Source organism: Massilia sp. IC2-476, from assembly GCF_020707295.1.
GTDB lineage: Bacteria > Pseudomonadota > Gammaproteobacteria > Burkholderiales > Burkholderiaceae_D > Telluria.
Genome location: NZ_JAJFER010000004.1, coordinates 350,677 through 363,175, shown reverse-complemented (window position 1 = coordinate 363,175; position 12,499 = coordinate 350,677). Strand labels below are relative to the sequence as shown.

14 protein-coding genes are annotated in these 12,499 nt (G+C 57.1%); 2 read left to right on the top strand and 12 right to left on the bottom strand.

From position 1 onward, the window contains the following. Positions 1-91 precede the first annotated feature (91 nt). On the bottom strand, positions 92-454 hold the full coding sequence (locus tag LK539_RS13600; RefSeq protein WP_227801475.1) for a hypothetical protein: 363 nt from the start codon (positions 452-454) through the stop codon (positions 92-94). Positions 455-1,183: 729 nt separating this feature from the next. Here LK539_RS13600 and LK539_RS13595 point away from each other — a divergent pair. Further along, positions 1,184-1,768 carry a restriction endonuclease subunit S gene (locus tag LK539_RS13595; RefSeq protein WP_227801474.1) on the top strand — a complete coding sequence of 195 codons (585 nt, stop codon included), beginning with the start codon at positions 1,184-1,186 and terminating at the stop codon, positions 1,766-1,768. Then, a complete protein-coding gene (locus tag LK539_RS13590) occupies positions 1,738-3,177 on the top strand; it encodes an N-6 DNA methylase (RefSeq protein ID WP_227801472.1) in 1,440 nt (479 codons plus the stop codon). Before LK539_RS13595 ends, LK539_RS13590 begins: the two co-directional genes overlap by 31 nt. 208 nt (positions 3,178-3,385) lie before the next feature. On the opposite strand, the gene LK539_RS13585 is transcribed toward LK539_RS13590, so the two are convergent. From LK539_RS13585 to LK539_RS13535, 11 genes are all read right to left on the bottom strand, one after another. Continuing rightward, positions 3,386-3,808 (bottom strand): F0F1 ATP synthase subunit epsilon, encoded by a 423-nt coding sequence (locus LK539_RS13585; protein WP_227801471.1) that lies wholly within the window; start codon positions 3,806-3,808, stop codon positions 3,386-3,388. A gap of 25 nt (positions 3,809-3,833) precedes the next feature. Next, on the bottom strand, positions 3,834-5,237 hold the full coding sequence (gene atpD, locus LK539_RS13580) for a F0F1 ATP synthase subunit beta (RefSeq protein ID WP_227801470.1): 1,404 nt from the start codon (positions 5,235-5,237) through the stop codon (positions 3,834-3,836). Between the two features lie 36 nt (positions 5,238-5,273). After that, positions 5,274-6,149 carry a F0F1 ATP synthase subunit gamma gene (atpG, locus tag LK539_RS13575; protein WP_227801469.1) on the bottom strand — a complete coding sequence of 292 codons (876 nt, stop codon included), beginning with the start codon at positions 6,147-6,149 and terminating at the stop codon, positions 5,274-5,276. Positions 6,150-6,205: 56 nt separating this feature from the next. Then, complete coding sequence (gene atpA / locus LK539_RS13570; protein WP_227801468.1) at positions 6,206-7,747, bottom strand: F0F1 ATP synthase subunit alpha; 1,542 nt, start codon at positions 7,745-7,747, stop codon at positions 6,206-6,208. A 73-nt stretch (positions 7,748-7,820) separates the two neighbouring features. Next, positions 7,821-8,354 carry a F0F1 ATP synthase subunit delta gene (locus LK539_RS13565; RefSeq protein WP_227801466.1) on the bottom strand — a complete coding sequence of 178 codons (534 nt, stop codon included), beginning with the start codon at positions 8,352-8,354 and terminating at the stop codon, positions 7,821-7,823. A 2-nt stretch (positions 8,355-8,356) separates the two neighbouring features. Continuing rightward, positions 8,357-8,827 carry a F0F1 ATP synthase subunit B gene (locus LK539_RS13560; protein ID WP_227801465.1) on the bottom strand — a complete coding sequence of 157 codons (471 nt, stop codon included), beginning with the start codon at positions 8,825-8,827 and terminating at the stop codon, positions 8,357-8,359. A gap of 76 nt (positions 8,828-8,903) precedes the next feature. Then, positions 8,904-9,146: a F0F1 ATP synthase subunit C gene (atpE, locus tag LK539_RS13555; protein ID WP_027864645.1), complete on the bottom strand. Its 243-nt coding sequence runs from the start codon at positions 9,144-9,146 to the stop codon at positions 8,904-8,906. Between the two features lie 86 nt (positions 9,147-9,232). Then, positions 9,233-10,066 (bottom strand): F0F1 ATP synthase subunit A, encoded by an 834-nt coding sequence (gene atpB, locus LK539_RS13550; protein ID WP_227801463.1) that lies wholly within the window; start codon positions 10,064-10,066, stop codon positions 9,233-9,235. Positions 10,067-10,069: 3 nt separating this feature from the next. Continuing rightward, positions 10,070-10,408 carry an ATP synthase subunit I gene (locus LK539_RS13545; RefSeq protein ID WP_227801461.1) on the bottom strand — a complete coding sequence of 113 codons (339 nt, stop codon included), beginning with the start codon at positions 10,406-10,408 and terminating at the stop codon, positions 10,070-10,072. 304 nt (positions 10,409-10,712) lie between these two features. After that, complete coding sequence (locus LK539_RS13540; protein WP_227801460.1) at positions 10,713-11,600, bottom strand: ParB/RepB/Spo0J family partition protein; 888 nt, start codon at positions 11,598-11,600, stop codon at positions 10,713-10,715. Positions 11,601-11,621: 21 nt separating this feature from the next. Further along, complete coding sequence (locus tag LK539_RS13535; RefSeq protein ID WP_227801458.1) at positions 11,622-12,392, bottom strand: ParA family protein; 771 nt, start codon at positions 12,390-12,392, stop codon at positions 11,622-11,624. Between the last annotated feature and the right edge of the window lie 107 nt (positions 12,393-12,499).

Here is a 12,499-nt window from a genome sequence, read left to right as displayed (position 1 = left end):
CGATCCCGCCGCAATTGGTTGCCGATCAGTGGTCGTTCGGATAGGTCGAGTGGTTGCTATCCGGGGGCGAACGGGACGGTCCCCGCCATCTTCAGGACAGCTTGGCGTAGGTCAGGAACAGCCAGGTCACCGTCATCACGGCGATACCGGTGAGGGTCACGCAGGATCCAGTGAAGAAGACCGCCGACAGTGCGGTAGCGGACAGCACGCGCTCGAACAGGAAGCCGAGCGCGAAGTCGAAACCAGCCAGCACCGACCAGCGCCGCATGTAGACCGGCAGGTAGCGGCTCATGCGGCGGTTATGCTCGCGTGCGGCGTGGCGCTCGTAGAGATTGCGCGCCGCGCTGACGTCGCGGAACAGCCAGTCGAAGAAGAGGAAACGGTACAGGGTCTGGCCGAACGGCGCTTCCGCCGGCAGGGCTTGCTGCTGTCGAGGTTCTGGAGGAATTGCCATGGTCCGGCCCGAGGATTCTCATACTGGAGAATCGATACTAAGCCGGAAAAGCGCACGCACCCGTGCGCTGACTAACTGTCCGATACATTTGTTGCCTACGGATTTAAGAGTGCATGTACTGCTTAACTTGGCAAGTCAGCCATAGTGCAGTTTACGTTCGCTTGGTGCCAGTGAACAGATGGAAGGAGGTATTCAGCTGAGCAAACTCGACAGTAACGCAGACCAATTACTTCCAGAATCATCTAATGGAATCGAAGGTCTATCTAGCACAGCTGATGTCGACCTAGGTGGACCTGGCGCCATGCCTTCAATTTTGCATATAGACCAGTTTTGTAGCACAACATGCGCACGGGAGAGCTCTACCCGTTGACAACCACATGGCACACTGGCAGACTGAACAGGTGAGTCACGGGTAGGTCAGTACCCGTGACTCGCAGCAACAACTCTTCGCAACCAACTTTTGAGGTGTCACATGCACAAATTTTACTCTATTTCCCTTGGATCTCGGGACGTACCCGTTCGTAAGGTGTCGACATGACAATGACACTGCTTGCCAACATATTTAATACCGTGGTTAAGACGGTAGATGCTCATCAAACTGGGGCGTTTCTGCTTCTGTTGATCCTTCTGGCGTTGTGTCACCTGAAGAGCCTTCGCCGCCGTAAATAATCTGTACGCTGTCCCTGCTGCCGGTGGGGACGGCTTTTCCCATTTTGTCGCTAGGCAACCATGAATAACATTGTGCCGCTATGTCAAGTCGCTTCCGTTCGAACGATCATGGCTTTCCGGGATCAATCCCCGGTCAGCAACCAAGCCGGAACGGCACTAGCAATAGGTATACGTGATATTGTTGGACCGTGGCCGCTAGACTTCGAGCGACTCACTCGCGTTGATGTGGCACCTGAGCTAATTGACAGCGCACTAAAATATGGCGAAATTTTATTGCCAGCACGGGGTGACAACTATCCGGCCCGATACTTTTCGTTTCAGGAGGCACCGGTTTTTACTGTCGGCCAAATCAACGTCATTACTCCAAATTCCAGAATTGTCGGAGGATATTTGGCATGGTACATGAATTTGCCGGAGTTTCAGTCAATAATTGCTAGATCCTTAACAGGTACAAGTATCAAATCGTTGAGTAAATCCCGCTTGATTGAGATGCCCATCAAATTACCGCCCCTGTCTTCGCAGCATGCGATTGCTGAAATTATTTATCTAGACGCAGAGCGTCTTAGCTTACGTGAAAAATTGGAAGCAATTGAAAGAATAAAAATAGAAACAACGTGCCGAAAAATAATGCAAGGGGAGGGTTAATGGTGGACCTTGTTGAAAGCAGCAAGCAATCCATTCGTAGCGCCGGTGAGGCGCTGCGTTCTGCTCTTGGATCAAATGAGGGATGGGAATATATCCTTCCTATTATTTTTTTGAAGGCGCTGGCAGAGGTGTCACAAAAATCAGAGGAAAGATTAGCGTTTCACAATCTTTTATCTGACGCACACGGTCCCGATCTTGGAAAAAAAATAAATACTACTCTTTACACAATTGGAAAAAAGTATAGTAAAAGCTTAGAGAACGTATTTGATGGATTCGACTACAGAAGTAGCCGCCTTGGTTCGGAAGATTCTAGGGATTATTTGCTGAAGAATCTTCTGAATCATTTATCAAATTTTGAATTTGGTTTGAATAGCAGACCAAGTCATAACCGTTTCGTCTGCGCTTACGCATTTTCTAGCGCAATACAAGAGCTGGGCCGCCGAAAGCTAGGAGCTGAGTTTATAACACCGCCTGATCTAGGTGCGTTAATTGCAAATTTAGTAGATCCAAAAGCTGACGAATCTCTCTATGACCCTACATTGGGTGTAGGAGCACTTCTGCTCGAATGTCTACGTTATGTCTCTGAGACAAGGAAGGGGCTTCCAAACGTTGCAGGACAGGAGAAAAACTGGTTTGCTTGGTCGGCAGCGAAGATGACACTATTCTTACTCGGCGAGAATTCCTCGTCTATTTGTTTAGGTGACACACTACGATCACCAAAGCTGGTGGACGACACGCATAAGTTAAGAAGATTCGATGTAGTGATATCTAACTATCCTTGGGGGATTAGAGATTGGGGAGTCGATGAGGCGGCATACGACTTATATAACCGCTTTAGCTTAGGTATGCCACCAAAGTCTAACGGCGACTATGCATTTCTCCTTCACATTCTTGCCAGCCTTAAGAAAACAGGTCGTGCAGCTGTTGTAGTGTCTAATGGAGCGTTATCGCGCGGTGGCACCGAGAGAGAAATACGTCGGAAAATTGTAGAGAATAATTGGGTTGATGCGGTAGTTGGACTCCCTCCCAAGATTTTCTACAATAAAGATAGCGCATGTAGCCTCTTGATTCTTAAAAAAGATAAATATGACGATACAATCTTGTTTATTAACGCAAGTATGTATTTCCATCAGGTCAAAGATAAGAACATAATTAATCCGGAAGCGATCAAGGAGATTTCGTCGCTCTACCACTGCCGTGAAGCCAAGGATTCAATTTCGGTCCTAGTTACTTTAGAAATGTTAAGAAAACAGGAGTACGATTTACATGTTGGTGTACATGTGCATAGTGAACAGACTATCGAATCAGTTGATCTTATGTTAATTGAGAAGAAGAGATCGGCTTTAGAAGCAGAGCTTAAAGTAGTTGAAGCTAAGCTAACGAAGCTGTTAAAGAAATTTAATGATTAGGGTATATTATTCGTTGCCTGCTCTGCGGCAAAATTCAGCGCTGTGAAATCAAGGCAATATGATTTTTCTCGTGCAGGATACGCAGCCCCAGATGGCTTCCTCGAATAAAATAAAGTTCGATAGCCTGTTTTCGGATCGGTCAACGGCTGAATCCACAATAAAAAAAGGCAGCCCGAAGGCTGCCTCCTTATTCCGCAGTAGCGAATGCTTAGCGTCCTTTCGAACGCAGCTTCTGGATCGCAGCCAGCTGCGCGATCGCCGCGGCCATTTCGGCCTGGGCTTTCGCGTAGTCGATCTTCGATTCCTTGTTTAGCATCAGCTCTTCGGCCTGCTTCTTTGCTTCCAGTGCCTTCGCTTCGTCCAGGTCGCCACCGCGGATTGCGGTGTCGGCCAGCACGGTCACGCCATTCGGCTGCACTTCGAGGATACCGCCTGCGACGAAGACGAACTCTTCGCCGCCGCCGGCTACCTGGATCCGTACAGCACCTGGCCTGATGCGCGTGATGAGGGGGGTGTGGCGTGGGTAGATACCCAGCTCACCCGACTCACCCGGCAGCGCGACGAATTCGGCCTGGCCGGAGAAGATCTGCTCTTCGGCCGAGACCACGTCCACTTGAATCGTGTTTGCCATGTCTGTCCTTCAGGTGAGAAGTGGCTTAGGCAGCCAGCTTCTTGGCTTTCTCGATTGCTTCCTCGATGGTGCCGACCATGTAGAAGGCCTGCTCCGGCAGGTGGTCCAGTTCGCCCGATGCGATCATCTTGAAGCCCTTGATCGTGTCTTTCAGCGAAACGTACTTGCCCGGCGAGCCGGTGAACACTTCAGCGACGTGGAACGGCTGCGACAGGAAACGCTGCATCTTACGAGCGCGTGCGACGACCAGCTTGTCTTCCGGCGCCAGTTCGTCCATGCCCAGAATCGCGATGATGTCGCGCAGTTCCTTGTAGCGCTGCAGGGTGCCCTGCACGGCGCGTGCGGTGTTGTAGTGCTCTTCACCGACGACCAGCGGGTCCAGCTGGCGCGAGGTCGAGTCGAGCGGGTCCACTGCCGGGTAGATACCCAGCGAAGCGATGTCACGCGACAGAACGACGGTCGAGTCCAGGTGGGCGAAGGTGGTTGCCGGCGACGGGTCGGTCAAGTCATCCGCAGGGACGTACACGGCCTGGATCGAGGTGATCGAACCGGTCTTGGTCGAGGTAATACGCTCTTGCAGGCGGCCCATTTCTTCGGCCAGGGTCGGCTGGTAACCCACTGCCGACGGCATACGGCCCAGCAGTGCCGACACTTCGGTACCGGCCAGGGTGTAACGGTAGATGTTGTCGACGAAGAACAGAACGTCCTTGCCTTCGTCACGGAAGGCTTCCGCCATGGTCAGGCCGGTCAGCGCGACGCGCAGACGGTTGCCCGGCGGTTCGTTCATCTGGCCGTAGACCATCGCCACTTTCGAGTTGGTCGGGTTTTCCAGGTCGACGACCTTGGCGTCCGCCATCTCGTGGTAGAAGTCGTTACCTTCACGGGTACGCTCACCCACGCCGGCGAACACGGACAGACCCGAGTGCGCCTTCGCGATGTTGTTGATCAGTTCCATCATGTTGACGGTCTTGCCGACGCCGGCGCCGCCGAACAGGCCGACCTTACCGCCTTTTGCGAACGGGCAGACCAGGTCAATAACTTTAATGCCGGTTTCCAGCAGGTCGGTCGACGGCGACAGTTCGTCGTAGACCGGTGCCGAACGGTGGATCGAGGCCATGCGCTCATGGCTGACCGGACCGCATTCGTCGATCGGGTTGCCCAGCACGTCCATGATACGACCCAGGGTGGCGGTGCCAACCGGGACCATGATCGGGTTACCGGTGTTCTGGATGGTCATGCCGCGACGCAGGCCTTCCGAGCTGCCCAGTGCAATGGTACGGACCACGCCGTCGCCCAGCTGCTGCTGGACTTCCAGGGTCAGTTCCGAACCTTCCATTTTCAGTGCGTCGAAAACCTTCGGCATGGCGTTACGCGGGAATTCCACGTCAACCACGGCGCCGATACACTGAACGATTTTGCCATCAGCCATGTTCGTTCCTTCAGATATATAGTTAAATTCTTTTACTTAAACCGCGGCCGCACCGGACACGATCTCGGAGAGTTCTTTGGTAATCGCCGCCTGGCGGGTCTTGTTATAGACCAGCTTCAGGTCGCTGATGACACTGCCGGCGTTATCGCTTGCGGCCTTCATCGCGACCATGCGTGCCGATTGCTCGGACGCCAGGTTTTCTGCAACCGCCTGATACACCAGCGCTTCCACGTAACGCACCAGCAGTTCGTCGATGACGACGGCCGCTTCCGGTTCGTAGATGTAGTCCCAGCTATGTCCGCCTGCTTCCGCTTCCATGTGCTTTGCGGGCAGAGGCAGCAGTTGCTCGACCATCGGTTCCTGCTTCATCGTGTTGATGAACTTGGTGTAGCACAGGTAGACAGCGTCGAGCTTGCCTTCCTGGTACGCGTCCAGCATCACTTTGACCGGGCCGATCAGCTTGTCCAGGTGCGGGGTATCGCCGAGCTGGGTCGCTTGCGAGACCAGCTTCATGCCCATGCGGTTCAGGAAACCCAGGCCCTTGTTGCCGATGGCGACTGCCTCGACACGCTTGCCTGCCTGTTCCATTTCGCGCGCCTTCATGGTCACCTGGCGCAGCACGTTGGTGTTCATGCCGCCGCACAGACCCTTGTCGGTCGTGACGACGATGAAGCCGACGGCGTTCGCCTGCACGTCCTTGGCTTGCGCCATGAACGGGTGGGTGTACTCCGGATTTGCGCCGGCAAGATTGGCGGTGATGTTACGAACCTTGTCACTGTAGGGACGGGCGGCGCGCATGCGGTCCTGCGCCTTGCGCATTTTCGATGCGGCGACCATTTCCATCGCCTTGGTGATCTTCTTCGTATTCTCTACGCTCTTGATCTTGCCACGAATCTCTTTGCCTACTGCCATGAGTCCTTACTCCTTCCGCGCACCGGCGCCGTGTTCACACGGCGCCGGCTCGACGATTAATATGCGCCGGATTTTTTGAAATCAGCAATGGCGGCGGCCAGCGCAGCTTCGCCGTCCTTGTCCAGTTGCTTGGTTTCGTCAATCTTCGACAGCAGGGATGCGTGGCTCGACTTCAGGAAGTTGTGCAGACCGTGCTCGAACGGCAGCACTTTCTTGACTTCGATGTCGTCCAGGAAGCCCTTGTTGACGGCGAACAGCGATGCGGCCATCAGCGAGGTCGACAGCGGCGAGAACTGCGGCTGCTTCAGCAGTTCGGTCACGCGGGCGCCGCGGTCCAGCTGCTTGCGGGTCGACTCGTCCAGGTCCGATGCGAACTGCGCGAACGCAGCCAGTTCACGGTACTGCGCCAGGTCGGTACGGATACCGCCCGACAGGCCCTTGATGACCTTGGTCTGGGCTGCACCACCGACGCGCGACACCGAGATACCGGCGTTGATCGCAGGACGGATACCGGCGTTGAACAGCGAGGTCTCCAGGAAGATCTGGCCGTCGGTAATCGAGATCACGTTGGTCGGCACGAATGCCGAGACGTCGCCTGCCTGGGTTTCGATGATCGGCAGTGCGGTCAGCGAACCGGTCTTGCCGGTGACGGCGCCGTTGGTGAACTTCTCGACGTAGTCGGCGTTCACGCGGGCTGCGCGCTCGAGCAGACGGCTGTGCAGGTAGAACACGTCACCCGGGTAAGCTTCGCGGCCCGGCGGACGGCGCAGCAGCAGGGAGATCTGGCGGTAGGCGACTGCCTGCTTCGACAGGTCGTCGTACACGATCAGCGCGTCTTCGCCGCGGTCGCGGAAGTATTCGCCCATCGCGCAGCCCGAGTAGGCCGAGATGTACTGCATTGCAGCCGATTCCGAAGCGGAAGCGGCAACAACGATGGTGTATTCCATCGCGCCGTGCTGTTCCAGCGAGCGGACGATGTTCTTGATGGTCGATGCCTTCTGGCCGATTGCGACGTACACGCAGGTGACGCCCTGGCCCTTCTGGTTGATGATCGCGTCGACAGCAACAGCCGACTTACCGGTCTGGCGGTCGCCAATGATCAGCTCACGCTGGCCACGGCCGATCGGCACCATCGCGTCGATCGACTTGATGCCGGTCTGCATCGGCTGCGAGACGGATTCACGGGCGATCACGCCCGGAGCGATCTTTTCGATCGGTGCGGTCAGGGCAGTGTTGATCGGACCCTTGCCGTCGATCGGCTGACCCAGTGCGTTGACCACGCGGCCACGCAGTTCCGGACCGATCGGCACTTCCAGGATGCGGCCGGTGGTCTTGACGGTGTCGCCTTCCGAGATGTGCTCGTAGGCACCCAGGATGACGGCGCCGACGGAGTCGCGCTCGAGGTTCATCGCCAGGCCGAAGGTGTTGCCAGGGAATTCCAGCATCTCGCCCTGCATCACGTCCGACAGACCATGGATGCGGCAGATACCGTCGGCGACGGAGATCACCGTGCCTTGATTGCGAACTTCAGCCGAACCTTCCAGACCCTGGATGCGGCTCTTGATCAGTTCGCTGATTTCAGAAGAATTAAGTTGCATGAGTGCTAACTCCAAATGTTTTTGATGCGTAGGGCAAGGGCGCGAGGCCGGCGCGTGCTGCTAGATGCTTCTCTTACGAAGCCAGCGCAACATGCATCTGTTGCAGCTTGGCGCGTACCGAGGTATCGAGCACTTCGTCGCCGACGACCACGCGCACACCACCGATCAGCGATGCATCCACTGTTACCGTTGGGTTCAGCTTGCGGCCAAATTTCTTTTCCAGCGTAACGACCAGCTGGGCCAGCTGGTCACCCGAGATCTCGAAGGCGCTGAAGATCGTCGCATCGGCGGCGCCTTCGTTGGCGTTCTTCAGTGCCGCGAACTGGGCGGCGATTTCGGGCAGCAGGTTGACGCGGCCGTTTTCGGCCAGCATCGCGATAAAGTTCTTCGCTTCAGCGTTCAGCGGCGACTTGACCAGGGACGCAATCGTGTCGGCCAGCTGGGCGTGCGTCACGTTCGGGTTGCTGGCGAAGGCCTGCACGTCCGGATTGGCGCCAATCTGGCCCAGTTCGGTCGTGACGGCCGACCAGGCGGCCACGTCGCCCGACTGGGCGACACGGTACAGCGCTTCGGCGTAAGGGCGGGCGACGGTTGCGAGTTCAGCCATGATCAGAGCTCGGTCGACAGTTTCGACAGCAGGTCGGCGTGGACCGCTGGGTTCACTTCACGCTTCAGGATCTGCTCGGCGCCCTGCACTGCCAGTGCTGCCACTTGGGCACGCAGTTCTTCGCGGGCACGGGTCACTTGCTGCTCGGCGTCGGCCTGTGCTGCGGCGACGATACGGGCGGCTTCTTCGGCAGCGGTTGCCTTGGCTGCGTCGATGATCTGGGCAGCACGCTTTTCTGCGTCGGCGATGCGCTTCTGGACTTCGTCACGGGCGCCGGCCAGCTCGGTCTGGACGCGCTTTTCGGCGGCGGCCAGGTCGGCCTTGCCACGGTCGGCGGCTGCCAGGCCGTTCGCAATCCTCTCAGCACGCTCGTCGAGTGCTTTCATCAGCGGCGGCCACACGAACTTCATCGTGAAGGCGGCCAGGATGAGGAAGACCACGAGCTGTGCAAACATCGTTGCGTTAAGGTTCACGGTATTTTCCTTATTACAGAAACACGGATGCCGAACCGGAGTCGGTTCGGCTCTTCAATACGTCAAGACGTGTGTCTTAGCCGGTGAACGGGTTCGCGAATGCGAACAGCATGGCGATACCGACACCGATCAGGAATGCCGCGTCGATCAGACCAGCCAGCAGGAACATCTTGGTCTGCAGGGTGTTCATCAGTTCTGGCTGACGTGCAGAGGCTTCCAGGTATTTACCGCCCATCAGTGCGATACCGATGCAAGCACCGATAGCGCCCAGGCCGATGATCAAACCGCAAGCCAGTGCAACAAAAGAAAGGTCAGTCATGAGTAACTCCAAAAGTTAATTTAAAAACTAGATTAAAAACTACAACTTCTTTACAACCACTATCTGTTCGATGCTTGCGGCGTCGATCAGTGGCCTTCATGGGCCTGACCGAGATACACCAGCGTCAGCATCATGAAGATGAATGCCTGCAGGAACACGATCAGGATGTGGAAGATCGCCCAGATCGAGCCTGCAATCACGTGGCCGACGAAACCGAAGATGGTAGCGGTCGAACCAAGCAAAGCGATCAATAGGAACAGCAGCTCGCCGGCGAACATGTTGCCGAACAGTCGCATACCAAGCGACACCATTTTTGCTGCATATTCGATGATGTTCAGGAGCAGGTTGAACGGCGCCATGGCGATGCCGAACGGTGCTGCGAACAGTTCGTGGATCCAGCCGCCCAGGCCCTTGACCTTGATGCTGTAGTAGAACATCAGGAGCAGCACACCCAGCGAGATGCCGATGGTGCCGTTCAGGTCAGCAGTCGGGACCACGCGGTGATAGGGGAAGACGTGCTCCACGCCCAGCAGGCTGAAGGCATACGAGAACATATCGACCGGCAGGAAGTCCAGCGAGTTCATCAGGGCGACCCAGACGAACACGGTCAGTGCCAGCGGAGCGATGAAGCTGCGGTCGCCGTGCACGATCGACTTCGACTGGTCTTCGACCATCTCGACCAGCATTTCGACGGCAGCCTGGAAACGGCCGGGCACGCCGGAAGTCGCTTTGCGCGCCGCCATCCACATGATCAGGCAGCCCAGGATGCCCATGGCGATCGACCAGAAAATCGTGTCGTAGTGCAGGATCGAGAAGTCAACCGGACCTTCCTGATGGTGGTTCGACAAATGGCCGAGGTGGTGCTTGATGTATTCTGAAGCGGTGGGCGCGTGCGCTGCGCCTTCGGTTGGAGTCGCCATTTTTCAGTGCCTAAATAATAAGAATATGTAACTTTTTAGCGCCACGATGAACCCGGCAAGTAGCGCCAGCCAGTTCAGATCGCGGTACAGCCACGCGGTAGCACCCAGGAGCGCCAGCGTCAAAGCAATCTTTATAAATTCCCAGATGAAGAATGTTGCAGGACTGGCCCCGCCCGCGCGGTGCGCATTGGCGAACAGTCTTACTGCCATGATGCCGTTGGGCACAACACAACACAAACCGCCCAGTACTGCCGAAAACATCGCAGACCATCCCCCCAGCAGTGCGGCGATGAGGCCGGCGACTACCGTTGCCATCAATTGCAGGGAGACGATGCGCAGCATATTTTTATAGTTTCGCGCTGGCGCACTGGGACGGTTTACGATGTGGTAATTACATGAATCAGCGGGATTATAAGTGGTTATACGGACGCGAGTCAAACGATTCCGAGCTTATAACTGGGCTGTAAAGATGTGATGGAAGCAACATGAGGATAGACAAAAGCCTCATATTTTCAGTTACTTAACTGTAGGGTGAGCGGGTTCCGCCCGCGCGGATTCCGTGGTGGAATGACTGCGGTGTGGATATATGCATACGAGCACTGTCCGCGTGGGCACGAGGACCTGCCCACCCTACCGAAGACACAATTCAGGCGCGCAGGCGGGCCAGTACGCCGTCGAGGATGTCGAGGTCGGCGAAGTCGATGATCAGCTGTCCCTTGCCCTTCGCCCCCATCTTGAACATCACCGGGGTCGCGAGGCGGTCGGACAGTTCCTCTTCCAGACGCACGATGTCGCCGGGCTTGTCCTTGGCGCGCGCCGGCGTCGCCGGGCTGTTCTGCTCTTCCAGCGCGCGGGCGACCATTTTCTCGGTCTCGCGCACCGACAGGCGCTTGGCGATCACCTGATTGGCCAGCGTGATCTGGCTGGCACTGTCGACAGCCAGCAGGGCACGGGCGTGGCCCATGTCGATGTCGCCGGCCATCAGCATGGTCTGCACCGGCTGGGCCAGGTTGATCAGGCGCAGCAGGTTCGACACGGCGCTGCGCGAACGGCCGACCGCCGCTGCGGCCTGCTCATGGGTGAATTGAAAATCGCTGATCAGGCGCTGGATGCCCTGCGCCTCCTCCAGCGGATTCAGGTCTTCGCGCTGGATATTCTCGATCAGGGCCATGGCCGCAGCGGACTGGTCGTCCACGTCGCGCACCAGCACCGGGATCTCTTCCAGGCCCGCCATCTGCGCCGCGCGGAAGCGCCGCTCGCCGGCGATGATCTCGTAGGCGACGGCGGAGCCGTCGGAAAGGGCGCCCTCGCCCAGCGGACGCACCAGCACCGGCTGCATGATGCCCTGGGTCTTGATCGAGGCGGCCAGCTCGCTGAGCGAGGTTTCGTCCATCCGGGTACGCGGCTGGTACTTGCCGGCCTGGATCTGGTCGACCTTCAGGGACGACGGCGCTTTTACCGGGGCCGGCTGGCTGTCGCCACCGAGCAGTGCATCGAGGCCGCGTCCGAGCCCTTTCAGTTTTTTGGTTGCCATTTCTGTGTCAGCTTTCAGTAATTACATTGTCTTGATGCGCTCGACCATCTCGGCGCCGAAGGCGATGTACGCCTGCGCACCCTTCGAAGACGGATCGAACACCACGCCCGGGATGCCGTACGAAGGCGCTTCCGCCAGGCGCACGTTGCGCGGGATGATGGTCTTGAACACCTTGTCGCCAAAGTGCTGCTCGAGCTGGCTCGAGACCTGCTGCGACAGGGTCATGCGCGGATCGAACATCACCCGCAACAGGCCGATGATGCGCAGGTCGGTGTTTAGGTTGGCGTGCACCTTCTTGATGGTGTTGACCAGGTCGGACAGGCCTTCGAGCGCGTAGTACTCGCACTGCATCGGGATGATCACGCCGTGCGCCGAGCACAGGCCGTTCAGCGTCAGCAGCGACAAGGCCGGCGGACAGTCGATCAGGATGAAGTCGTAGTCCTTGTCCACGGCGGCCAGCGCATCCTTCAGGCGGCGTTCGCGGTTTTCCAGCGAGACCATCTCGACTTCAGCGCCGGCCAGCTCGCGGTTGGCGGGCAGGACGTCGAAGCGCCCTGCCTCCGAGCGCATGCGGGCAGCGGCGACGTCAAGCTCCCCGAGCAGCACCTGGTAGATCGAGCCCTCGAGCTCGGCCTTGTTGATGCCCGCGCCCATGGTCGCATTGCCCTGCGGGTCGAGGTCCACCAGCAGCACGCGCTGCTCCAGCTTGGCCAGGCCTGCCGACAGGTTGACGGTGGTGGTGGTCTTGCCGACCCCGCCCTTCTGGTTCGCTACGCAAAAAATCTTCGCCATCTATTCTTATCCGAGTGTGAGCCAAGACGCTATACCGTTCATACGGTACAAACCATTTTAATGGTTCGTACTTTATAAACGGTATAAACTATTTATACGGTTTATTT